Source organism: Paenibacillus castaneae (assembly GCF_002884445.1).
In the GTDB taxonomy this organism is placed as follows: Bacteria; Bacillota; Bacilli; order Paenibacillales; family Paenibacillaceae; genus Pristimantibacillus; species Pristimantibacillus castaneae.
In genome coordinates, this window is sequence record NZ_KZ614144.1 from 3474666 (window position 1) to 3499718 (window position 25053).

At 45.2% G+C, this 25053-nt stretch carries 22 protein-coding genes; 4 read left to right on the forward strand and 18 right to left on the reverse strand.

Features of this window, described 5'->3' with window-relative positions; genetic code table 11:
- Positions 1-113 precede the first annotated feature (113 nt).
- Together CEF13_RS15755 and CEF13_RS15760 are read right to left on the reverse strand one after the other, a co-directional pair.
- Complete coding sequence (locus tag CEF13_RS15755; RefSeq protein ID WP_102711838.1) at positions 114-563, reverse strand: DUF1569 domain-containing protein; 450 nt, start codon at positions 561-563, stop codon at positions 114-116.
- Positions 564-1002: 439 nt separating this feature from the next.
- On the reverse strand, positions 1003-3225 hold the full coding sequence (locus CEF13_RS15760; protein ID WP_102711840.1) for an MMPL family transporter: 2223 nt from the start codon (positions 3223-3225) through the stop codon (positions 1003-1005).
- Positions 3226-3357: 132 nt separating this feature from the next.
- Here CEF13_RS15760 and CEF13_RS15765 point away from each other — a divergent pair, with 132 nt between their 5' ends.
- Complete coding sequence (locus CEF13_RS15765; protein ID WP_166742973.1) at positions 3358-3978, forward strand: TetR/AcrR family transcriptional regulator; 621 nt, start codon at positions 3358-3360, stop codon at positions 3976-3978.
- Positions 3979-4308: 330 nt separating this feature from the next.
- Here CEF13_RS15765 and CEF13_RS15770 read toward each other — a convergent pair whose 3' ends face one another.
- From CEF13_RS15770 to CEF13_RS15805, 8 genes are all read right to left on the reverse strand, one after another.
- Positions 4309-5223, reverse strand: a complete 915-nt coding sequence (locus tag CEF13_RS15770) for an IS3 family transposase (protein ID WP_102709800.1) — start codon at positions 5221-5223, stop codon at positions 4309-4311.
- Positions 5224-5225: 2 nt separating this feature from the next.
- Complete coding sequence (locus CEF13_RS15775; RefSeq protein WP_102709321.1) at positions 5226-5549, reverse strand: transposase; 324 nt, start codon at positions 5547-5549, stop codon at positions 5226-5228.
- 167 nt (positions 5550-5716) lie between these two features.
- Positions 5717-6505 (reverse strand): undecaprenyl-diphosphate phosphatase, encoded by a 789-nt coding sequence (locus CEF13_RS15780; protein ID WP_102711844.1) that lies wholly within the window; start codon positions 6503-6505, stop codon positions 5717-5719.
- 49 nt (positions 6506-6554) lie between these two features.
- Entirely contained in the window at positions 6555-7868 is a 1314-nt protein-coding gene (locus CEF13_RS15785; protein WP_102711846.1) for a hemolysin family protein, read from the reverse strand.
- A 32-nt stretch (positions 7869-7900) separates the two neighbouring features.
- Positions 7901-8260, reverse strand: coding sequence for a Lin0512 family protein (locus CEF13_RS15790; protein WP_102711848.1), 360 nt, complete (start codon positions 8258-8260; stop codon positions 7901-7903).
- 47 nt (positions 8261-8307) lie between these two features.
- A complete protein-coding gene (locus CEF13_RS15795) occupies positions 8308-9462 on the reverse strand; it encodes a DUF3900 domain-containing protein (RefSeq protein WP_244917083.1) in 1155 nt (384 codons plus the stop codon).
- A 5-nt stretch (positions 9463-9467) separates the two neighbouring features.
- The gene (locus tag CEF13_RS15800) at positions 9468-9932 is read right to left on the reverse strand and encodes a glycosyl-4,4'-diaponeurosporenoate acyltransferase CrtO family protein (protein ID WP_146022722.1); all 465 of its coding nucleotides are present in this window, start codon (positions 9930-9932) and stop codon (positions 9468-9470) included.
- Positions 9933-9981: 49 nt separating this feature from the next.
- Positions 9982-11016 carry a glycosyltransferase family 2 protein gene (locus CEF13_RS15805; RefSeq protein WP_166742706.1) on the reverse strand — a complete coding sequence of 345 codons (1035 nt, stop codon included), beginning with the start codon at positions 11014-11016 and terminating at the stop codon, positions 9982-9984.
- A gap of 263 nt (positions 11017-11279) precedes the next feature.
- Between CEF13_RS15805 and CEF13_RS15810 the strand changes: the two genes are divergently transcribed.
- The gene (locus CEF13_RS15810; protein WP_102711854.1) at positions 11280-12776 is read left to right on the forward strand and encodes a phytoene desaturase family protein; all 1497 of its coding nucleotides are present in this window, start codon (positions 11280-11282) and stop codon (positions 12774-12776) included.
- Here CEF13_RS15810 and CEF13_RS15815 read toward each other — a convergent pair.
- The 6 genes from CEF13_RS15815 to corA all read right to left on the reverse strand — a co-directional run bounded on the left by CEF13_RS15815 (position 12753) and on the right by corA (position 20842).
- Positions 12753-13871 (reverse strand): nitric oxide synthase oxygenase, encoded by a 1119-nt coding sequence (locus tag CEF13_RS15815; protein WP_102711856.1) that lies wholly within the window; start codon positions 13869-13871, stop codon positions 12753-12755. The two genes, CEF13_RS15810 and CEF13_RS15815, sit on opposite strands and share 24 nt — an antisense overlap.
- 84 nt (positions 13872-13955) lie before the next feature.
- Complete coding sequence (locus tag CEF13_RS15820) at positions 13956-16037, reverse strand: HelD family protein (protein WP_102711858.1); 2082 nt, start codon at positions 16035-16037, stop codon at positions 13956-13958.
- A gap of 77 nt (positions 16038-16114) precedes the next feature.
- On the reverse strand, positions 16115-16405 hold the full coding sequence (locus CEF13_RS15825) for a DUF1294 domain-containing protein (RefSeq protein ID WP_102711860.1): 291 nt from the start codon (positions 16403-16405) through the stop codon (positions 16115-16117).
- A 62-nt stretch (positions 16406-16467) separates the two neighbouring features.
- Positions 16468-19002 carry an ATP-dependent helicase HrpB gene (gene hrpB / locus CEF13_RS15830; protein WP_425320557.1) on the reverse strand — a complete coding sequence of 845 codons (2535 nt, stop codon included), beginning with the start codon at positions 19000-19002 and terminating at the stop codon, positions 16468-16470.
- A 39-nt stretch (positions 19003-19041) separates the two neighbouring features.
- The gene (locus CEF13_RS15835) at positions 19042-19866 is read right to left on the reverse strand and encodes a hypothetical protein (RefSeq protein ID WP_102711864.1); all 825 of its coding nucleotides are present in this window, start codon (positions 19864-19866) and stop codon (positions 19042-19044) included.
- Positions 19867-19891: 25 nt separating this feature from the next.
- Positions 19892-20842: a magnesium/cobalt transporter CorA gene (gene corA, locus CEF13_RS15840; RefSeq protein ID WP_102711866.1), complete on the reverse strand. Its 951-nt coding sequence runs from the start codon at positions 20840-20842 to the stop codon at positions 19892-19894.
- A gap of 160 nt (positions 20843-21002) precedes the next feature.
- Between corA and CEF13_RS15845 the strand changes: the two genes are divergently transcribed.
- Together CEF13_RS15845 and CEF13_RS28830 are read left to right on the forward strand one after the other, a co-directional pair.
- Positions 21003-21896, forward strand: a complete 894-nt coding sequence (locus CEF13_RS15845; RefSeq protein WP_102711868.1) for an immunoglobulin-like domain-containing protein — start codon at positions 21003-21005, stop codon at positions 21894-21896.
- 108 nt (positions 21897-22004) lie between these two features.
- Positions 22005-22154 carry a hypothetical protein gene (locus tag CEF13_RS28830; RefSeq protein WP_166742707.1) on the forward strand — a complete coding sequence of 50 codons (150 nt, stop codon included), beginning with the start codon at positions 22005-22007 and terminating at the stop codon, positions 22152-22154.
- A 181-nt stretch (positions 22155-22335) separates the two neighbouring features.
- Here the strand turns inward: CEF13_RS28830 and CEF13_RS15850 are convergent, their stop codons facing one another.
- Positions 22336-23271 carry a GNAT family N-acetyltransferase gene (locus tag CEF13_RS15850; protein WP_102711870.1) on the reverse strand — a complete coding sequence of 312 codons (936 nt, stop codon included), beginning with the start codon at positions 23269-23271 and terminating at the stop codon, positions 22336-22338.
- 235 nt (positions 23272-23506) lie between these two features.
- Positions 23507-25015: an oligosaccharide flippase family protein gene (locus CEF13_RS15855; protein WP_102711872.1), complete on the reverse strand. Its 1509-nt coding sequence runs from the start codon at positions 25013-25015 to the stop codon at positions 23507-23509.
- Between the last annotated feature and the right edge of the window lie 38 nt (positions 25016-25053).

Consider the following 25053-nt stretch of genomic DNA (forward strand, 5'->3'; position numbering starts at 1 on the left):
ATAGACTAGAAAATATAGTCTTAATTTGATGTTATAACTTTTAACCATCGTTCTTCGTTAGCAAAGCGAAGTGGTGCTGCTGCGCTAAACCCCCGTTCGAAATGGCCAAAATACTAAACACCAAATTGTCTTAAATGATGGTCTAGATGTTTATAAATCCCTTTACCCCATTGCTCAGGAGTAAATTTGCCGAAAAAAGGATGGGGATGGGATGAACATTTCTCCGGACCGTTACTTTGGAATGTTATAATCTTTTGTTTCAGTTTTTCTTTTTCTGTTTCAAAATCTTTGTCTTCTAAAATAAGTATGGTCGGAATTGTTGACATATTGTGTGGTACCGGCTTGTCATTATAAAAAATAGATTTCACAAACCTGCCTATTAACCTTCCTAACCAATATCTAGGGGGAAAGGAATTTCCATTTGCGATGTCTTGAAACAATGAGCAGTGAGCCAACATTTGAGCTACATTCATTGTTCCCCATTGTGGTTTTGAATTTGGATTTAAATTGTCGATGCGGTTCAGTATTTCTGCTGTATGCAATTGATTGTATATATTTTTCATTAGTACACTCCATTTTGCGGAAGTTCACATATGCTGTAGTCCGATGCGATTTCCTTCAGAATCTAGAAACATCAATAATCACTTATGGGTCGTGTTTGGTAATTAGATACCGGCTCCATTCATCACATTGTTCGTAGATAGCCCCGTACTTCTGCACCTTTCGGAGTAAGTTCAACCAGCTTTGTGCGTCGATCGGTCTGGTGGTCCTTATAGATAGCCATCTCAGAGGGGATCCTCTGGTTTGTCTATTGTAATCCTGAATGCATCATAACAATTTGAAAGCATGCTGTAAATCTAATATTTCCCATTTTCCATCATTCTATCTTTTGTTCATTATACTGCCCGTTAGCGCAACTTGCTTTGAAATAAGCCAAATGAAAAGGAGCTGTTCTGCAAGTAGATGATCTACTTGCAGAACAGCTCCTCCCTATTAGTAAGCTTAGTTTTTTGCTTTTAATTTTGATTCCTCGATCAATTCAGCTTTTGCTGGCCAAAACGCTCTTTTGCTGAGCAAAGCAGTGATCGCCGGTACAAGAAACGGACGAACGATAAAGGTATCCATTAATACGCCTATTGCCGTTATAAGACCGAACTGGACCAGCACTTGAATCGGCAATGTTGCGAGCACCGCGAATGTAGCTGCAAGAATAAGCCCCGCTGATGTAATCACACCGCCTGTCTCGCCTACCCCTTCTTTAATGGCTTGGCGCAGCGGCATGGTCTTCCGCTTCTTCCATATGCTCGAAATCATAAATATATTATAATCTTCGCCAAGCGCGATTAAGAACACGAAAGAATATAATGGAATCGCTCCTTGGATCGCATTTACACCCATGAAATAATGAAGAATGATCCAGCCAAGCCCCAGAGCGGCACCATAAGACAATAATACGGTACCAACCAAGTAAAGAGTTGCTGTAATGGAACGTAAATAAGCAAGTAGCAGAACCACTATAAGTGCAATGACTAGAGGAATAATTACTTTATTATCACGATCCGTCAGCGCTTTAGTATCGTATTGCTTCGCGGTTTGTCCGCCAATCCATACCTTTTCATCCGCATTAGCAATATTGACGTTAGTGAGGGAAGCTTCAGCAGCCTCGTATAGCAGCGGAATCGAGCTCATTGCTTCCTGCGAATATGGATTTGTACTCAAAATAACAGAGTATGACCATAATTCTGGATCATCCTTACTAGGTACAGCTGCCTGTACATGGTCGACTACCGACATACCGGACAGTTTTCCTGCAAGGTCAGGCTCTGCTCCGTCGGTTTTGACAACAATTGTTACAGGTGCCAGCTCACCTGGAGTAAACGTTTCTGAAATGACCTTAAAGCCCTCTCTAGACGGCATATCCTCTGGAAATGACGATAATATATCATAGGTGAATTTGATTTGCGTAGAGAATGTAGCGAACAGTCCAAGCACAATTACACATGAAATAACGACTGTCCATGGTTTCGAAATAACGATGCTGCCAATCTTCGAACCAAACTTTTTATCTGGGTTTGGTTTTTGATACGTTTTTCCTTTTTTTGCAGCACGTGTCTGCTCCATCGATTCCGTACGCGGAATAAAAGGAAAGAAGGATGCTCTTCCGATTATAGACAGCAAAGCAGGTACTAGCGTCAAGCTGGCAATACCCATAATGAATATGGACAAGCTGAACGGTACTGCAAAACGTATATAGGCGCCATATTTAGCAGCTAGCAGAGCCAGAAGCGATAGGACTACCGTAAAGCCGCTCATCGCAATGGCCCCTGATGAATCCTTGAAAGCTCGTTTGAGAGCCATCATCTTGTCACTCTCACGCGAGAGCTCTTGGCGGAAATGCGAGATGAAGAATAAGCAATAATCGGTTCCTGCACCGAATAGGAGCACGGTCATAATGGAGATAGCTTGAGCGTCTACCGTAATCCAGCCTTCTCCTGCCATCCACCCCAGCAGCGGCCCCGTCACCCCGTAAGCAAAGCCTACGCCGATAAGAGGAATAATAGCCAAAATAGGCGAACGATAGATAAGCAGCAATAAAATAAGCACAATTAGTACGGTTGCGATAAGCAGTGAAACGTCTGCTCCCTTGAACAAATCCGTCGCATCTACCGAAATCCCAACCGGACCGCTCACTCTTACGCTGAGTTCAGAAGCATCATTAATCCCTGTTGTGAAAGGATCTTTGCCAGATGCTTCTTGAATGATCACTTTAATCTGTTCTATATTTTCTTTCAGCACTTCTGTTTTTGAATCTTCCGCGAAAGAAATTGGCTGCACGAGCGTCGACTGATCTTCGGATGCAAATTTATGCAAAGCTGGCAAAGGCATCTGATGCAGCGGAACTATATCTCCCTGCTCCTGCAACGGCTTGTCAACAATCGTTTGAGTTGTTTTCTGTATGAGCGCATAATCCTCATCGGTCAACCCGCCCTCCCGATGCCATACAACTAGGGCAGGAATTCCTGATGAGCTGGGAAATTTGTCTTTAATAAGCTGATCTGCTACGACGGACGGACTATCTGCTTTCAAGTCGGGAGCATTGCTTTCCTCTTTATCCCCTACTGCAGGCAAAAATACGCTAAGAAGCGTGGCAATAATAATCCATGCGGCTAATGTAATCCAACGCGTGCGAGGGCCAGCAATCATTCCGGCAAGCTTTTCGATCATTTTGTATATCCTCCATTTCACTTCTGAGTCAATTTCGTATAAAATGAAATCACCTTATGAATTAATTATATATACCCGAAGGTTAATTAATCAATCATATTTTTTACAAAATGATGAATGGAGGGCAAGGCGATGAGCGATGAGCAAATAAAACGCAAACCAGGCCGGCCCAAGGGCACCGGATCGATTCAGACGATGCAGCATATTTTACGAACAGCTGCTCACCAATTTATGGAACAAGGGTTTGAGAAAGTGTCTTTGGAAGGTGTAGCTCAAACTTGCGGCATAACCAAAGCTAGTGTGTATTATTATTTTAATAACAAAGGGATTTTGTTTACGGAATGCCTCCTCTTTGTTTTGAAAATTGCTCATGACCAAACTGCCAAAATAATTAATGGCGACGGAACGCTTCAGGAACGGCTGGAGCAGGTTGCTACAGGGCATATGAAAAATACCCATGTTGAGTTTGAAACGATGATGCGTGAAGCTTCACCAAGCTTAAGTGAAGAACAAATTCAAAAAATTCGTGAAAGTGAGCTTGCTCTTCATTTGCTAATGGCTGATGTATTTCAGAAAGCGATGGATAAAGGAGAAATTGTTGCTAGCGATCCTCTGCTGCTCGCACATGTATTCACGGCTATGCTCACGGTCAAAAACCGTTCAGAAATAATCAATAAAGAGAAACCGGTTGAACAAGCAGCAGCTGAAATCATTGAAATATTATGGAAAGGCTTGTCTTCTCGAAGTAAGTAAGTGGGTACAAAAAAAGGGATGTCCCTTAGATGATAAAACCTGGGATTACCACCTCAAGGCTTTATGACTTTTGGACAGCCCTTACTATACGCCCTCATTACATGAGCTCATATCTGATGCTTATCTGGGAAATAGAGCTAGTTTTTAGCTCTATTTCTCCTTACACAAGCTAAGTTTGTGGAATAGAGCTAGTTTCTAGCTCTATTCCGCTTAATGTTCGTCGTATGAGCTCATATCTGCTACTTTTCTTGGAAATAGAGCTAGTTTCTAGCTCTATCGGGTTAACCCCCTAATTCTGGACACTACCACGTTCATTCTAATAAGTTCGCATCATAGCGCAATATCTTTAGGTTTTATCAATCCTTGTTTGACTAAAGAAAGATATTCCTTAGGTGGCCAGTCCTTGAGGCTGCCATGAATACGATGGTTGTTGTAGTACTTCAAAAAACGATCTACCTCGGTAAAAGCTTCTTCGTAAGTCTCAAAACAATTACGTTGGTAGCATTCTCTTTCCAAGATGCTGTGAAAGGACTCAATATAAGCATTTTTGTTAGGGGTTCGGTTTGGCGTACGTTCATGTTCAATGCCAGCCTGTTCACAAAAGGCATAGAAAGCCTTGCTAATGAACTGCGGTCCATTATCTGTGCGAATAACCAAAGCATGGTCTTGTACATTCACATTTCGCTTCAGCAGCGCTTTTTGTAAGGTAAGCAGCACAGCCTGCGTATTACAGGCCTTCCCTTTGTAATAGGCGACGATGGCTCTGTCAAATACATCAATAATACTAGCTAAATAGAAATGACGCCGTTTACCTGCTACATAACCGTACTTAATGTCCATTTGCCACAATTGGTTAGGTCCCGTTACCACTCGGTTATTCGCTACACGTTTAGGTACTTTATTTGTACGTTCCCTTTGCGGCGCTAGGATATATAATGCTTTACAGAGGCGGTAGACCTTTTTCTTGTTAATCACGAGTCCATATTTTCGACGTAGAAGAACCGTCAACTTGCGGTATCCAAACGCTTCGTTAGGGCCGCCGATCAGTTGCCTTAAGTAGCTTTTAATCCGCGTGTCTGCCACTTTTTTACCGTTGATGTCAAAAGAGAAACCAGGAATGGGCCGCCCTTTACCGATTGGCTTCTGAGGTTCAGAATGCTTCAGGCGATAATAGTACGAAGAGCGTGGCACCTGGCAGATGCGTAGAACCGTACGGATGGGAAAACCTAGGCTAATCCAATACATCGCTATTTCCAGTCGGGGTACTTTTTTTTAACCAGATCTTTAAGAATGTTATTCTCCAATTCTTTTTCGCCCAGCAGCTTCATCGCTTCGTTGTATTTCTTTTGAAGCCCATCAAGTTTAGCTGCGTCCTTTTTTAGCTTCTCCACATCATCTTGTCTCTTGACCATTAGCTCGCCCACCTCGTCCTGATATTGACGAACCCAGTTGCTTAGCGTTTTAGGAGACATACCATGCTTTCTCGCCACCACCTCTGTACGGTAGCCGGCTAGCACCTCTACGACAAACTCCTTCTTTGCTTCAACAGGGCACCTAAACCTTCTTTTCATCGATCTATTCCTCACTTCGTTTAGTGTATCTGAAGTGGCAGAAAGTGTCCAAGTGGTTTAGGGGGCTTTATAGCTATTTCCCCTTAAACAAGCTTAGTTTGTGGAATAGAGCTAGTTTCTAGCTCTATTCCGCGATTAGTTATCAAAGTTTGGTGTCTGCCCTTTCTTTACAAAATAATAAAGTAAAAAAGTGCAGCCAGCGCGAAACGATAATAGGCGAACCATGATAGCTTTATTTTCTTCATCAAGTTGATAAAGGTTACAACTGCTATCATAGCAACGATAAAAGCGGCAATGAGGCCGATTAGAAATAAAGGCAGATCTGTCACAGTCAAAAACTCGCGGCTCTTGATCAGATCCATACCGCTCGCAGCTGCCATAATAGGTACTGACACGAGAAAGGTGAATTCCGCCGCCGCCTTCTGGCTTGTGCCAAGCAGCATGCCGCCGGATATGGTCGATCCGGAGCGGGAGAAGCCTGGCCATAATGCAAGCACCTGGAAGCAGCCGATCGCAAAGGCCTGCTTATAGGTAATGTCATCGAGCTCCTCAGCGACCACCTTCTTCTTCATTCGATCCGCGGCAATCATCAAGAAACCACCCGCAAAAAGGCCAATGAGCACCGTCTGAGGTCCGAACAAAAACTGCTTAATAAAGGAATGCAGCAGTACTGCACATGCGCCTGCAGGGGCCATTGCAAGTAAGATATGAAGAGCATTCAAGCCCGATCCCTTGCCAATTTTGAAATTAAGCAGATTCGCGAACCTCTTCCGATACAGGACCAGAACAGCGAGTACCGCGCCAAACTGGATAACGACCTCAAATGTTTTCGCACGATCCCCAGTGAAATGCAATAATTCACCGGTTAAAATTAAGTGACCGGTTGACGAGACAGGCAAAAACTCGGTCAAGCCTTCGACAACGCCCATAATAATGGCATTTATTAAATCCATCAATGCCCGATTCCCCCTCACAAATAGACATGAAGCATACCTCTATATAAGCTTATGCATGTCCATATGTGCTCATCTCATTTTCTGAGAAATCGGTCTGAATCTCGATCTTGCGTATCCGATTATCATCACGCTCACGAATGATTATCGTCATTTGACCACAGATCCAAGGCTCGTCTATAGGCAGATCGGGCTTTTGATTAAACAACCAGCCGCCTATCGTATCTACTTCCTCGCTTTCAAGATCCGTTCCCGTCGCTTCGTTTACATGCTCAATTAATGCCTTACCATCAATTAAATAGCGCTGATTCTCAATCATTTCAATTTCTTTTCTCTCATCCGCGTCAAATTCGTCGCGAATATCGCCGACAATTTCCTCAAGAATGTCTTCGATTGTTATAAGTCCTGCTGTGCCCCCATATTCATCAAGCAGTATAGCAATATGAACACGTTCAAGCTGCATTTTGCGAAGCAGAGTATTGATTGGCATCACCTCAGGAATCGACATAACCGGCTGCAGCAGCGATTTAACATCCACATCACGATCCGTGTCGTAACGCAAGAAAAATTGTTTCGTATTTAGAATGCCTACTATATTGTCCTTACTGCCTTTGGCAACAGGAAATCTCGTATATTGCTCTTTCTTAATAACAGCTAAATTAAATTCCTTCGATTGATCAACATACAGACAGACCATATCAGTGCGGGGCACCATGATCTCCTTTGCAAGCCTTTCGTCGAAATCAAAAATGCGATTAACGTAGCCATACTCGCTTTTGTTAATTTTTCCGCTTTCATAGCTCTCGGACAAAATAATGCGAATTTCTTCCTCCGAATGCGCCTCATGCTCACTTGCTGGTTTTAAACCTAGAAGGCGCACGAGCCCATTCGCAGATCCGTTTAATAACCAAATAAAAGGATACATCGCTTTGTAGAAAACAATAATAATTGGCGCTGTCCATTGACTTATTTGCTCTGCTTTATTGATGGCTACGGTCTTCGGAGCAAGCTCGCCAAGTACAACATGCAAATAAGTAACAGTAATAAATGAGATAACAAATGATAATACGGTGCTTAGCTCAGCTGCAACATTCAAACGATCGAAGATCGGGTGCAGAAATTGTTCAACGGTTGGCTCTCCGAGCCAACCAAGTCCAAGCGCTGTAATCGTAATCCCAAGCTGACAGGCTGACAAATAACCATCTAATTTATTTGTTACCTGTTCAACAGCTTTCGCGTTTTTAATTCCTTCTGCAACCATCTGATTAACGCGGCTAGAGCGCATCCGGATAATAGCAAATTCCGTCGCGACAAAGAAGGCTGTAAAGACCAGCAGCAGCACAAATATGAAAAGCTTCAGAACCATCATTGTCTCCCCTTCCGCAATCATGATGATAATTAATAGCCTACCTCAACGGATGCAATAACCACATAAATCAAGTCGTTTTTGTCATCCTTATCCGGCAGCACAATACCGCTTGTTGTAAGCATACCGCCACTCGAAATTTCAACGGTTACTTGACCATAAGGAAGCACTGCTTTTACTTGCTCAATATCGAGAAGCTCTTCGTCGCACGGAAGAGCCAGCTTTACCCTTACCTTCATATGATCTAAGCTGCCGCCCGGCAGTACAGACCGAAGACCTGGCATCGAATTGTGATGAATCGCATTTTGCACGGCACGCACCGATGCTTTTGTAATATTTTGACCGTGAAGATCGCATCCCATGCCAATTTCTATAAAAAATAAGTTGTCCACTTAAACAGCCTCTCCTTTATGATCTCATTAAATACCTAACGGCTTCATTACCAAGGCACGTCATCATTCTCATTCTTTTCCGTATTGATATCATTTATTTGGTCATTCCCCGCAAATTGCGAATCATCTGACGGCTGCTTGCTGCCTATGAGAGGCATAATATCAGTTAGATCAAGCGGCTGAATCAGTTCAACTGGTGACATTCCTTTATCGAATTGGAAGGCATCGCCTTCGATCACGACCAAATATCGCCCATTATGCTTGGCGAAATGGATTGACGCCCCGAAGTCTGCCAGCAGCCCCTTCACCGTAACGCTATCGAGCTTGAATGAAAACGGCAAATCAGGCTTTTGCTCAACTAACGCGGCTGCAGCGACCTCTACCTGCTCAGGTGTCCACCACTCCTGCAGGTCGCGCTTCTCGCTCGCTGCCCATACCTCGACCGCATTTTCCTCTTCACGCCGCTCCGAGCTCTCATCCTCTTTCCACTTATCGGCAATATATTGATGCACCATCTCAACGACCTGCTCACCCATCACCTCAGGAAGCGGCTTTTCATAGGATACATATTTCAAGAAATCCTCGAAATATCTGGCGTGCGATGCCTGATGGATCTTCAATTCCCAATGCTCGAGCATCCCTTCTTCGGGCATATGCGGATATTGAATAGATTTAATGCTGCGAGCGCTAATGGCCATTTCAACCTGTGAGATGAGATTGCGCTCATCCGAAATCCGAGCAATTTTCGGCTCGAAATCACATTTCAACAAAAACAAAAACGGCTCGTCGAAATACGTGTTCAGCTTGGACAGAGCTATAATAAATGCCCCGCCTCTAACCGCGCTCGTATCCATATAGATTCGAACGAGCTCATCAGCGATGCCGATGAATCGATCCTTGGAATCCGCATCACGAAGTCTCTGAAACAAATTATAGTTCTGATTGCTTCCTAGCTCATAGCCGGGCTCTACCATAAAGCGGCCAATTTTAGTTGGAGCGCCTGCTGAATTGGGATTGCGCTCAACCTTTCTTTTCACGATGCGTTTAAACTCATCATCCAGAAACTTCTGTATTTCACTATCCTCGTAAGAGTCCTCATCGAGCGTTTGATAATGCTTGAACCGTTTTCCAGAAGAAGTTGCGCTCTCTTCACCATCTGTATGAATTACGAAAAAGGATAAATATTGCATATTAAAATCCACGTCTACTATTCCTCCATGCTAACTAATGTCATCTCCTTAGCATAGCATATCTCGCCTCTTCGGGACATCAGGCGAAGGAAACGAACACGGTTATACCTTTGCAGAGCAATACATGGCAGATTAGCCATTAATGCATACAAGAATAGGATAAGAATGCTCCAACCCGTATTCCATATTGCAAAAATAGGCATCGCAAGTAGCATACTCCAGTGAGCCCATTCGCCCCGCCGGGTCTCTCTCACAAATTGCTCATAATAGTCGGAAGACCTCTCATGCAGACGCTTCTTCGAGAAGCCTCCCCGCAGCCATGCTCCGCCGTCTGGAAGCCATTCCTTCCAGCTTCTGATCCTCAGCGCCTGTTCATGCCATTTACCTCCTTGCTCGAAGGGAAACAGCTTCACTGCTCCCCTATCTCGCGCAAACCATTGATCAGGCATCCGAATGATGGCATAGCTGATCGTTAAAGGCATGAAAGCTAATCCTCCAATGTTCAGCAGCCAGATTAGATAGGAAGGTAAGTCAAGGAACATTAATCTGCCGTCCTTTCCAACTCACCTTTCGCACAATAAAAGAGAGGATTAGGGAATAGCTGAACAGCACAATGAAAAACAACATATAAACGGGATAGAACAGCTTTGTATACCATTTGAAGGTTCCACTCTCTCGCAATCCCCGAGATACGGTTGCAACGGCGAGCGCATAGATGGCCGCTGCTAGAAGCAGCTTCCCTATTGATTCCCCTCCTATTTGAGAAAGCAATCGAATAGCAGCCGCTGCCAGTCCAGAAAACCATATTATAACCAGCAATAAAGCGATGATTGGCGTTGATCCAGCACCTAGTCCGATGCTTTTGGACCAGCCTTGAATGAGCGAGCTCCAGCCCTTCGGATACATACGGAATTGCAGCGATTCTTTTCCAAGCATTAGGCAGGATTGAAGACCATTCGCTTTAAATCGTTTACCCAATTGCAAATGCTCCAAAACATCGGAACGTACAGCTTCATGGCCGCCTGTCGCCATATAGTGATCTCTGCTGCATGCCGCGCATGGGCCGAAGCCAGCTGATCGAATCGGAATCGCACTGCTTGCGCCGGAACCTGCAGTAATAACCAGATTAAAAAATGCTGACCATTGCTCTCGTGAGGTAGGTACGGCATGTGAAGGCTGTACTGTTATTAATCCCTCAGCTTGCCTTATATGGCTCATCATTTGCTCGATAAATTCTGAAGAAGGGCGTGTGTCCGCATCCAGAAATAGAAGCAGGTCTCCCTTCGCTTTCAACGCTCCATTCCAGCATGCCCAGGACTTCCCGATCCAGCCTGGGGGCAGAGGCGGCGCTATAATTACCGCAGCGCCGCAAGCAGCCGCTGTGGACGAGGTGCCATCCTCTGACCCATCGTCCACGACGATAAGTTCATTCGGCTGCATCGTCTGATTTTTCAAGAGCTGCAGCAGAACCTGCAAGTTTTCTGCTTCGTTCCGCGCGGGAATAATAACGCTGATCCGGGACCGTATGCTTTTGCCATCTAGCCGCTGAGATTCGCCATTATGCACCACATTCTGCTTCCTCAGCCTTCTATCCCTCAACCAGAGGGGACAAAATAATAGAAACCCAACTGCAAGACAGCATATATCCCATACATAGTGAAGCAGTTTCATTCTCCTCCAATCTATTTTTTTAGCTTTTTATTAAAATCGTATTGCGAATAGTATTTCCTGCCGCCAAAGCGAGCAGAATGGGATTAATAGACAGAAACATAGGGTATGTACCTATTATCAACTATTTTTTTGTATTCAAATCAGGAGGTATATCAAAATTGAATAAAAAAGTTGTCGTAATCGGAGGAGGACTCGGTGGTTTATCCGCCGCAATCAGACTGCGCGCAGACGGACATGACGTTCTCGTACTAGAAAAAAATGAGAGAGCCGGCGGGAAATTAAATATTCGCGAGGGAGAGGGTTATCGATTTGATACAGGCCCTTCTATTCTAACTATGCCTTGGGTGCTCGAGCAGCTCTTCGATTCGGCAGGCAGGAAGCTCGAGGATTATATGACACTGAAGCGTGTAGAACCGCAGTGGCGTGCCAAGTATGAGGATGGAACCCAGCTCGATGTGCTTGGAGATTTACCAGATATGCTGGCACAGATCGGTTCTTTATCTCCAGCGGATCGGGAGCATTTTATGCGTTATTTAAATTATTGCCGTGAGCAGTATGAACTAAGCCTAAAGAGCATCTATAGACGTTCTATAACTGGTATTTCAGATATGCGCCAGCAGCATACACTTAAAGAGCTGCTTGCTATGGACCCGATGAAATCGATGGCCCAGAAAACGGATCATTTCCTGCGTCATCCGCATTTAAAGCAGCTGTTCAACTTTATGGTGATGTATATCGGTTCATCCCCTTATGCAGCGCCTGCAGCGCTCTCACAGCTCGTATACGTTCAGATGGGTCTCGGCATATTTTATGTAGAAGGCGGGATGTACAATATAGCAAGAGGCATGCTTCGTCTATTAGAGGAAATGGACGTTGAAGTGAGGACAGGCAGTGAGGTTCTTGAAGTACTAACGGAACAAGGACGAGCAACCGGCGTTCGATTACATAATGAAACCATTCCTTGTGATCTTATCGTATGCAACCTTGAAGCTGTGCCTGCGCTGAAGAGCATATTTGCTCATCATCCGCAAAGCGCAGCCACGGTTCAAAAGCAAGCCAAATTTGAGCCATCTGTCTCCGGACATGTAATGCTTCTCGGAGTAAATCGTGTCTATGATGGATTTAAACATCATAACTTCCTGTTCTCCAAAGAGCCTGAACGGGAATTCCAAGATATATTCGTAGCTAAGAAGCCAAGTCTTGACCCTACTGTATATGTCGGGATTTCATCCAAGAGCGATGCATCGCAGGCACCGGAGGGTTGTGAGAATTGGTTCGTGCTTACTCACGTTCCGCCGCTTCGCGAAGGAGAGAGCTGGCATACTTACCGCGACTCTTATCGTGAGCTCGTTCTAGATAAGCTGGAGCGGATGGGTGCTCACGGACTGCGAGACCATATCCAATGGGAGCACGAATTTTTGCCGGACGATATTCGCTCGCTATATGGTTCAAACGGCGGATCGATCTATGGAATCGTTACGGACCGCAAACGAAATGGCGGATTCAAGATCGCATCTCGCAGTTCGATGCTTGGCAATGTATACTTCGTAGGCGGCTCAACTCATCCAGGCGGCGGTGTGCCAATGGTAACCTTAAGCGGTCAATTAACAGCTGATTTAATCCAAGAGGATTTACTTAAGCAAGCTGTTATTTAAGCTGTAAGGAGGCAATTGATGACGATAGGCCGGACTCCGCTCCGTATCATCAAAGCTGCGTTCCCATATTCCAGTAGTTGCGGGAGACATCGGCGGAATGAGCCATGACCAACGCCCGGTAACCTCTCTGCCGACCTCGATCTCCTGCTTCTCAAAGCGCAGAAACTGCTCGGCGGCTGTATGATGATCAACAATGCTCACGCCGTGCTTCTTAAACGAATGAAGCACGGCCACATTTAATTCCGTTAATGCGCGGTCCTTCCATAAGGAAGTGTTAGTTGAAGTATTCATTCCAAACAGCTTGGCAACGATCGGCAATTGGTTATAACGGCTCGTATCCGATAAATTCCGAGCTCCAATTTCTGTGCCCATATACCATCCGTTAAATGGTGCCGCGGCATAGGAAATGCCTCCGATCTCAAGCTCCATATCGGATATAAAAGGTACAGCATACCACCGCAGCTCCAACTGCTCGAACACCACTTCATCTGGATGGGATAAGGGCACCTCCAATACGGCCTCTTTCGGCAAATGAAAGAGCTTCGGCGGCGCTTCGCCCATCTGAATGACAAGCGGCAGCAGATCAAATCTCGTACCATTGCCTCTCCAGCCAAGCTCCTCGCATACTTTCGTAAAAGCAAGCGAGGATGAGTCACCTACAATCCCCTCTTCCGTCTGATACCCTGCATAACGGACAAGCTGATGGTTCCATATACGCAGCTTATGTTTCGTATGGCTTGCCGGAAAGATCGTTATCGCCGGCCTAATCCGACCATTGTTCGTCGCATACTGCATATGTTGAAATATGCGATCGCCAGCCTGAGCTTCATCCATCGTATCGCGAGCATCAAATACCTCTAGTGTTTGCCAAAACAAACGTCCGATACAGCGATTATTGTTGCGCCATGCCATCTTCGCTCCGTGCTTCAGCTCTTCGTAGGTGTGGGTATAAGAGCCCGTTCGGGCAATTTCATTTGATATTTCTTCAATTCGCTGCTTTGCCTCTTCCTCGTTCTTGCCAAGCTCGAAATACGCTTCGCCGATGAAAGCTGCCGCTGCGTCGATGATATTTATTTCCTCTGTTGTTGTAATCATGATGCCTCGCCCTCCAGCAGTCCGAACCACAATCTTCGTTTCCTGATTCGAGATCCTAATCTTTTGCTACCTATTATACCGAACTTAAGTGTCTTCGCCCAGCAATGAGGTTAGATCTCCAAGATAGAGCAGCTTGAGTTTATGAAGAGCCCTTGTACAGCCAACATACAACAGTTTAGCGTCGAGAGGCAGATAGGCATCTGAGCCGGCATTCGCAATGAGAACCGCATCAAACTCCAATCCCTTGGACAAATAGACCGGAACTACCGAAAGACCGCCGCCATATGCAGGCTGCTTGCTTTGTACGAGCGAGGCCTCAATACCTTTATCCATTAAGAACGTATGAATTTGATCACACTCTAATGCTGTCCGGCCAATGACAGATATCGTCTCATATTCGCCTTTCGCCTGCCATTCCCGGACAGAGGCTTCTATAGATTCAAGCCACTTTTCTTTAGCAGCTGCTTCAGTGATGACAGGATCGCCGCTTCGGAAGACTGGTACTGCAGGCTTCACGCCTCCGGTCATACCGCCTAATATTTTGTTCGCAAATTCAATAATCTCCATCGTAGATCGGTAGCTTCGATTCAGCTCATAGAAACCAATCTGCTCCTCTTCAAACAGCTCTGTCAGCTGTGACCAGCTTTGAACGCCGGTGTAAGCATGTATCCCCTGCTGCAAATCACCAAGTACCGTCATCGAAGCCGTATGCTGGCACATACGCAGTACGATGAGCTGGAAAGGCGAATAATCCTGTGCTTCATCGATTACGATATGGTCAAAAGATTGCTTCGGCAAGCCAAACAGCCTAAGCTGGATATAAGCGAGTGCAGCTAAATCCTCTGCTGCCGCCGCCCCCTTCTTCAACCGCTCAGCCGTATCCTTGGCGATTACCTTCGGAATGCGGTCAGAAGTCTGCTTCCCATAGAATAAGGAAGCATACAGCTGAACTGCTGTATAAGCCGGAATCTTCTTCGTATAACTGTTGAATTTCGTCAGCGCCTTGGCTCTTAATTTCTTATCAGCTATGCGCCTCATCTTAAGCTCAGACTCCAGCCAGCGGCGAATACGGCTAACTAGGCGATCTCGTTTCTTCATGAGCGTCTCTTCGCCGTAATCCGTGTCATACCATTCGCGCATCTGCTCAGGCGAGAGCTCAAAGCCTTCGATTGGAGAAAACGACGTCGTTGGCAATATGTTTTGAGCAAAGTCAGAAATACGTTCATCGACTATATCCTTAAAAGCCAAGCTGCCTTTGAAACGACCTGATGCATGCTCGATTTCTTGTAGCGTGCGCTTCTCCTCAAACCAATACGCCATCGTTTCCGAGGAATCATTCACTGTAATCGTTTTCTCAAGCAGCTCCACGGCCCAATCACTGAAAGTCGTTTGCTGAATATCACCTACGCCGAGTTCCGGCAGTACACCTGATATGTAATCAAGGAACATCTGGTTAGGCGCGAAAATAATCATTCGCTCCGCTCTCATGCGATCGGCATATTGATAAAGCAAGAAAGCAAGCCGATGAAGAGCAACGGTTGTTTTCCCACTGCCGGCAACCCCTTGAATAAATAACACTTTATTACGTTCGGCGCGAATAATTAGATCCTGCTCGCCTTGAATCGTCGATACAATATCACGAAGCTTATTGTCTTTGTTCTCGCCTAGTCTATATAAAAGAAATTCGTCAGTAACCGAGCCTTCCTCTTGGCCGCGCACATAACTGTCGACCATCCGGACAATCTCTCCCTGACGAACCATAAGATTCCGCTTTAAATGTATGTACCCTGAAATTTCGCCATCCGGCGAGTCGTATGACACTGATGCTTCGCCGCCTGTAAAAGAATAAAACAAGCTGGCAACAGGTGCGCGCCAATCGATAACAAGCAGCTCATTGCTGCCTTTCTTCGCCACACCAGCCTTGCCAATATATAAAGGCTTCTCCTCGCCAACCGGCAGCTCTTGAAAGTCGATCCGACCGAAATAAGGCTCGCGCTTCGATATTTCCAGCCTTAATCTCCGTTCCTCCTGCTGTAAATCGAGCATCTGCTCCGTGAAATCGTCACCTTTGTAGCGCGGCCCAATTTCTTGCAGCTGCGCCAAAATATCCTGAAGCGATTGCGTTAACCGTTCCTGCTCTTCTTGATAGGCACTTTGAACTGTCATGTCAGTTACCTCCTAAGTTTTTTGTAAAGAAAAAAAAGCGAAGCCCCACTATACCATAGGATGACTTCGCAAAGCAATTAAGATTTGGCATTCATTCCAATCAGCCAAATCACACCAATAACAAGCAATATATTTAAAGCAAGAAGAAATGGAATACCTATCGTGAAGGAACGATGCTTCGTCTTATGCCTCCACGTTTTCATGCCTAATCCCGTTCCGCCTGCTCCCCCCAAAGCGCTGAGCAGAAATAGCCGTTTCTCAGGTACACGTCTGCGATTCCGTTTCGCCCGCTGCTTATCATAGCCCATCAATAGGAACGTATAGCCGTTAATAAGTAGGAGATAAATGATCAATAAATAGAAAGCCATACTATTACTCCTTCCTCACTTAGTGTGAGTGTCTCGCCCTTAAATTGAGCGGCTGGTTCGATTTAAGTATGCCTAGGCTTTGTTCGATTCGTAGGCGCTGCTGTATAGGGATCATCGGGCCAGTAATGCTTAGGATAACGCCCCTTCAAATCCTTTTTCACTTCGAAATAAGCCTGCTCCCAAAAGCTGCGCAAATCCCGTGTGACTTGAACGGGACGCTGTGAGGGAGATAACAAATGGAGCGTTACTGGCAGTTTGCCTCTTGCAAGCCGAGGCGTATCCTTCATACCAAACAGCTCCTGCAGCCGCACCGCTAGAACAGGTGAGTCTGGATCGCTGTAATCAATCGGAATCCGAGAACCGCTCGGAACGGTAATATGCGTCGGAACCTCATCATCCAGCTCTTGCTTCTGGTTCCAGCTCAGCTTGGCTTCAAGAATCTGATGCATGGGCAGCTTCTGCAAGTCTGACCGGCTTCTAAGTCCATAAATATGCGGCTTCAGCCATTTATCCACGGATTCCAACAGCGCCTCATCGGAGGCATCGGGCCAGTCATCACCACTAAGAGCCATAAGCTTCATACGTGCTTTCAGTTGGAATGCCTGCTTGCTCATTGGAAGCATGGCGAGACCACCTTGTCGGATCGCGGCAAGAAGCGTATCCGCCACCTCCTCCTCGTCAGGCTGCTGAAGGATCGTTTCTTTCAACGTAATCGCACTCAGACGGGTCCGTTTTCTTGCACGCACTGCTTGAGCCGGGCTATCCCACTCTATAACATTCTCATTGGATAAATAAGAAGATAAATAGGATTCTATGTCTTGCAGCGATAGTTCTGCCGCGATCCTTATACGGCTGTCAGTTCCTGAATCATCGAGCTCGCAAGCAGCTAGGTAAGGGGCACGCGAGAGGGGCTGAAGCTCGGGAAGCGCTGCTCCCCTTCCGTTTGCAAGCAAGTAGCGGCCGTCATTCCTTCGCTGCGCGATGCGGTCAGGATAAGCATAAGCAAGCAGTACACCGACAGGAACCGGCGGGTGCGTTAGTTCCATCCCAACTAGCGATGTGCTCGAAGCGCCTGAAGAACTTGTGCACATCCTCTCCCATTGCTCTGCTTGCGCAGCAATTCGATACGCAGCTCCCGTGCTGGGATGATGGGATTTCAAACTGGTTTGTGTACCTTTCTTTCTTCCCGTTAATGAATAGAACAGCTCCAATCGAAGCTGAATATCCACATTCTTTTCCTGTGGAAGCATGTCTCGTTCACTTAGTAAAGCAGCTAATTCGCACGCTTCTCTTGCAGCTCCGATATTCGTTGCTTGTATAATCATCGAAGCAAGCCGCGGGTGCAAACCAAGCTTTGCCATACTTATACCGGCCATTGTAGGCTTGCCGCTTTCATCAATAGCCCTCAGCTGCTGCAGCATGAAGAACGCCTGCTCATAAGCGGCAGTTGGCGGCGGTGTCAACCAGTCCAGCTCAAGCGGGTCTTGGATTCCCCAGACAGCTAGCTCCAGTACGAGAGAAGCAAGGTCTGCTTCGAGCAGTTCAGGCGAGCTTTGGGGAGGCAAATAGGAATGCTCGCGTTCAGTCCATAAACGATAACAGCTTCCTGGAGCAAGCCGCCCTGCTCTTCCTCGGCGCTGATCGGCGGAAGCTTGAGATACAGGCACCGTTTCCAATCTCGTCATGCCGGTACGCGGAGAGAAGCGCGGAACACGCATAAGCCCGCTGTCCACCACAATGGTGATCCCTTCCACAGTTAAGCTAGATTCTGCAATCGAAGTAGCAAGCACGACCTTGCGTTCACCGCTCACACAGCGTGATATGGCTGCATCCTGTTTGTCCAGCGGAAGACTGCCATGCAGCTCTTCGATACGGATATGAGCATCGAGACCGGCCTCGGAGAGCCACCGGGCAGTACGACCTATCTCTGCAGCTCCGGGCAGAAATGCTAGCACATCACCTTCATGAGCACGTAGTGCCTCCCAAATAAGACGTCCCATTTGAGGCTCGATCGGTCCGGATGCCCGTTCTTGCAAATAATGCGTATCAACAGGAAATACTCGTCCTTCGCTCCTTATTACGGGTGCTCCTCCAAGCAGCTCAGAGATCGGATCGGCATCAAGAGTTGCCGACATGACGACTAAACGTAACTCCTCCCGCAGCAGCGCCTGCGATTGCAAACAAAGCGCGAGTCCCAGGTCACCATGCAGATGGCGCTCATGGAACTCATCGAATAAGATAGCTCCTACTGCTTCAAGTGCAGGGTCCTCCTGCAGCATTCGTGTAAGCACGCCTTCTGTTACGACCTCGATTCGTGTTCGAGCGCTTACTTTGGTATCCAATCTTACGCGATACCCAACGGTTTCACCTACCTGCTCACCAAGCGCTTTCGCCATAAACTGAGCAGCAGAGCGTGCAGCAAGCCTTCTCGGCTCAAGCATCACTATTTTTTTGCCCATTAACCATGATTGATTTAGCAATGCCAGGGGCACGCGTGTTGTTTTGCCTGCACCAGGCTCGGCGACCAGCACGGCATTCACTCCGTATTCCAGAGATGCGAGCAGCTCTGGCAGCACTGCATCAATTGGCAGTTGCATTTCATTCATCTCATTACTCCTTGTCCATGCCTAGCTACCTTATTTGACGATCCGCATCATTTGTACAACCGGACGATTGTCACCGGGAATAGACGCTTCCTTGCTTAACAGCTGCGAGGAGCCGTCACCATCTAGGAAAACACCATCGACAAGCTGACCGTCACCGATTGCCTCTACGATTGCTTCTCTGAATGCGGCTAGCGTTCCCTTCGTTTCACTAACAATTAAATATAATACGCCATTATGATCGTAAGCAGCAGCAGATCGCAAGCGATCATCCGTAGGAAACGGAGCATTCTCAGCCGTTGCTTGATCAATCCATTGCTCATCATGGCCTAGGCTCATGCTGATCCCGCCCTGTGCCCAGAAACGAGTATGATCCTTCACTTTAACCTGAGAAGCAAGGCTAACCACTTGTACGCTTAGAGCATCCGCAGCCCCATCCCAAACTAGCGTTCCGCGCGCGTATTTCACGTTTTCGCTGCCTGCGCCGTATGCTCCAATCTCACCATTAACTGGCAGGCTATTCACTACACCGATACTGAGCAGCTGATCATTATAAAAGAATCCGCCATTGATTCCTACCTTCTCAGACAAGGTTACATTATTATGTATAGCCTCCAAAGTCACATATGCAGGCTTTGTTTTCAACACATGCAGCTTCATTCCATTTGGTGCCTTTTCCGAGAAATAGCTATAATGCAGCGCATTCTCCAACCCCATTTGATTTGACGTTGACCGATTGGTTAGTGATATAACCATTAAATAAAGCATGATCGAAAGCGCAGCTACAATCCCCACCATAATACCAATAATGGTGAGGATTCGTTTTCTGCTCATGCGTTCCGTTGGTTTTGATTCCATAGATTAACGCTCTCCTTCTTGCCTTTCATTTAAACCAGCCTTTAGATCTGAACCAAGCGAACATGCTGATCGCTATGAACGTCATCAATAGGATGACCGTCAAATATCCCCATTTCCACTGAATTTCGGGCATATTATAAAAGTTCATGCCATAAATGCCAGCTAAAAACGTTAATGGCATAAATATAGTTGTAATAACGGTAAGAGTTTTCATTATGCTGTTCATACGATTTGAATTAAACGAAATATAGCTGTCACGCAAATCCGCCGTCATTTCTCTGCATGAATCCATCATCTCTGACAGCTTAAGCAAATGATCATAAATATCATGATAGAAAGCCAAATAATCCTTCATTCCGTCAATACGGTCTGTATTAATGAGACGATAGAGTAAATCTCGCATCGGAATAATCGTTTTGCGCAGTCGCAGCAGCCTGGAGCGAATAGTAAATATATCGCTCATATCCGTCTGGTCGGGCCCATCGTCGCTATCAATTTCCATATCCAGCAATAGCTCATCCAGCTCATTGACCGCAGGGAAATAGTCGTCGACCAGCTGATCGATAATGGAATATGCAGCATGCAAATGACCGTTTTCTCCGACTTTCACACGGTTCATTAGCTTCATGCGTGCATCGTCGATTGCAGGAGAGGATTCATAATGAAACGTTACAACATAATCGGGTCCAATGAACATATTCACTTCATTGACATTTAAAGTTTTGCGCTCGATTTCATGCAGCACAAAAAAGTGAACATCATCATAATGATCTATTTTCGGACGCTGCAGCAGGTGATAACAATCTTCTATTGCTAACGGATGAAAGTGAAAAAAGGTTTCGAGCAGAGTGCACTCCTCTTCCTTCGGACCGATGAAATCGACCCAGTACCACTCAAGCTCAGTCGACCTCACTTGTTCAATCGTTAAGTCCGTCACCCATTTCTTATCTTTCGTATAACCAATTATTCGAATCAATGGATCTTTCCTCCCGTTCTTACCTCCAGCTATGTAAATGAAGCATGATGAAGAGACCTATCTATTTTACACGAAAGCATAACGCTTGTAAGTATATTATAGGCTATTTGCAGCAACTATCTCTATACAGCTTGCGTCTGAGAAGAAAGAGGTGATCGTGATGCGCATCGTCATTATATTGATAATGATAATAATGGCTGCAACAGCTTGCGGCCGAGAGGATTCGGGATTCGAAAAAGGACCTGTACCATCCTCTAATGAAACAAATTTTCTGGATCAATTGGATATAGCAAGCTTAAAGAATATGATTGGCGATCCAAATACGCTTCATCCATCTGCTATGCTCTCGCATGAGGCGGCATTGAAGGCTGCTGATGATTATGGGGCTAGAACTGGTGTATGGTTTGAAGATGAGAACGGATTCAATCTCCTAACCTCCTATACGAGCGGCGAAACGAAGGCCGGCAATACCGTTAGCGCGGGAATAAGCGAGGTTCCTAAAGACCGTACCGTTCGCTTTCAGCTTACAAGCCGGGACGAATCTGGCAGGCGAAAGGCTCTCATTGCACAATATATGACTAGCGAAGGAGATCCTGTTTATGGCAGAGCGGACTTTGCTCCCGTTCTCCCGGGTAATTCAAACGTTAATTATTTGCTTAGCATCGAGATGCTCTCGAAAGATGATGTTGTAGAAGATACGTTTTTAATTCCTCTTTATGTCCCAGCTCATGAGCTTAACGCAAGACTTACAGTAGATACAGCTACTGAAGACTCTAACGTGGCCAAGCTAACTTTATACAATGCAGGGTCAACCTCACTTTTTTTCGGAAAGGATTATTCGCTTTATAGTAAGGACGGTACAGAATGGAAGCCTGTTCCGGATGATCGTGCAGTCATTGCAATAGGCATAAATACAGGGCCGGGTGGTACTTATGAGGAAATGATCACTTTTCCAGGCCAAATGATGCCTGGCCATTATCGCCTTGTGAAAAGGATCGAAGGGTTTATGACCGATCTAAGCGTCAGTCTGGCTGCAGATTTCGAGCTGCACTAACAGCACTTTTATCGTATTGAACATACTAGAAAGACGGTGCAAGTATTTTTGACGTGCATAAATCCAACCCCGCTTCCACATACTTACCGAGAAAGGACGGTGACCTATATGGACGACAAAAACAAACAATCCGATTATAAGCCGGACATTACGAATTATGATTATGTCTGGGGAAGCGACCAAGATGAATACATAAAAAAAGATAAGCCCGCGATCGAGTCATCAACAGCGGAGAAAGAAAACGAAGAGATACAATAACGCACAAAACGTCAGCTTCTTGGATATCTCCAAGAAGCTGACGTTTTTGTGCTTGCCATTCAAATTCATCTTACGCTTATAATGATGTTGGCTGCCCTGTACTGAAATTTCTTCGATTCCATTTCAAAGGAAATCATCATTTTATTCTAGTACTTCCTCTCTACAGAGATTACTACACCACTCAAAGAGCGGGAATATACATATTCTGCACTTCCTGCACTCCCGGAACAAATCCCAAATTCAGATAAACTGACTCTGCAGCATTGCCTTCCATAACATACAATCGCAAAATCGGATACTCATCTTTAATAACAGTCATAGCTCTTTTCAACATTTTTGTTGCCAAACCTTGCCCTCTAAAACTAGGGATAACTCCAATGGAGTAAATAGCAGCATAATTATCTTGTAAGCAAAGACGACAGTTGGCAACGAGCTTGCCGCTTTGTTTATCGTATACAAGTGTAGACGCTTGCATCAATAAATCGTTCGTATAATTCGGATCTTCTGTCGGACGGAAATCCTCAAAATTAAATTTCTTTCTCCTCACTGCTTCAATACTTCCTGCGAAGCTGCTATAATCGCATTCACCTATCTCATCTTCGTTAATGAATCGCTTAGTGCCTGTCTCATTTTCTTCAATTCGTGGCGACTCAATTCTAAGATGATCAGCAAAGCTAACATCGAATTGATCAGTGGGGCGCTGCATCCAGCGACATCTGAACTCGTCCGGCCAAAAGCCTGCACGCGCAAACAAATGGACCTGATCAGGAAGGATTTCAAACGTTTTAATGGCTGTTGTTCGATCTGACCATTGTAATAAAATTTGTTTAAGCAATTTTACTACTTCAAGCTTTTCGTTAAACGGAGGAATAAAAAACAAATGATAGATTCGATTTGGTGATAACCGAACTCCTCCTATTCTGTGTTCACCCTTATAAATCCAAAAAGCGTTTCGGTTAGCCTTTTGATAGCCTTCTTCTCTAAAAAATCCATTATAAAGCATATTATAATAGACAGAGCAATACGCTCCCCATAATTTAGTGTCTGCCTTGTGAATAGAAAACTCAGTTGATAAATTATATGATTCTATTTCCTCAGACCAATCAATTAATTGCATACGATAGCCTCCTCAATGTGAATCTAATATTTAAAAAGGCTGCAAAATGAACATTTGTTCACTCGCAGCCACGACTGTTATATCGAGCACAACAAAATCATGACACCAACCACTCCTTTTAATCTAATCAATAAATGATAGATTTTACGTTAAATAATGGATATACCAAGTATACATCCGTTTTTTACTAATCATTCAAATAAAAAATAGTTATAGTTGTTTATTACTCTGTTAGCTAAGAAATCATATTATAATGCCGTTGAAAGCGGAAAAATATATAGATCGCACTGCTTCCGCCAAATAAGAACATTCCTAAACAAGCTCTGATCTGCTCTGAAAACAGCTGAGCAATGGAAGTTTCGAAGATCAAAAGAACCAGAATCATAATTCCGCCGATAACGAACAGGTCAAGCAGCAATCTAAAATAATTCAGTTCCTTAATTTCAACCAAAATCGTTCGAATATTCCATATCACAGCTAGCAGCTCTAAGGCTAGAATGCCGACTGCAGCTCCTCCAAAGTTGAAGCCAGGAATAGCAATCAGAAAGTAATGAAGAACTACCGCACAGCTAATTCCTACTGCAAGTCCGATAAACGGTATTTTTCTACGTTCCTGCGCCCACAAAATACTTGTTGTTAATTCTCGCAAACCGACTAGTAGCGGTATAACAGAAAGATATTTAATGGGTTCACCTGCTTCTGGCGTTCCAAATATGAGCATAGAAAGATCTTTATGATAGACAAAAAGCAGCAGACTAGACGCACATCCCCATACCCAACCAAATTCAAGGATGATTCGTGTTCGCCGATAGAAATGAGCATGCTTTCCTTCTCTCCATTCAGACACGATCTTCACCGTCATAGTGTGCGAAAGCGCAGCAGTAATAATAGTTGGCATATAGACAACAATCATAGCCATGCCTGTAAGTATCCCGAACATTGCCGTTGCTTGCGATGGAGAATATCCAGCAGCCTGCAGTCTATTTGGTATTATAATGGCATCAAGAACGTCTGAGAAAGGTACCAGCAGCCTTGTGAAAGATATGATGAGCGAACTTTGAAGAAACCACTTGAGTGTAGCATTATAGTCTACACGTACTACTTCGTGATGGGGAATTGTATTAAACCTTTTATTATAGAACATTAGATAAATGATCAGCATGGCGAAAGAAATGATACCGCCGAGCAGGGTCCCAAGCATACTTCCTCCTGCTGCGAGCGCTGGCCCATTGGACAGGAGGAACAAAGCTAATAAGAGCATGGATATGACTCTTATCATTTGTTCGACAAGCTCAGATACCGCTATTAGACCATATTGTTCCAACCCCTGCAAATATCCTCTAAGCAAACTTAGCAAAGGTACTGCAAATATAGCTGGCGCTAAACATCGTATTGAATAATAAATGTCCGAATTACCTAGAGTAATTGCGATTTGGTCTGAGAACCAAAAGGAAAGCAAACTTAATGCTCCGCCTACAATCATCAATAACAGAGAGAACAGCTTAAACCAGGTCCAGCCATGAGCGGGATGCTTCGCTGTGAATATCGCCAAAGTCGTCGGCAGTCCTCCCGTTATGATCATAAGGATCAATCCATAGTAGGAGTAAGCAATCTGATATATCCCGATGCCTTCCGCACCAATTAACCTTGTTAATGAAACTCGTCCCACTAAGCCCATCGCTTTGACAATTACAATTGCTCCGCTTCTTACTGTCATTTGTTTAAATAGCAGCGGGAGTTTCATCACTTCACCTCTAACTGTTCATAACATGTCCCTACATT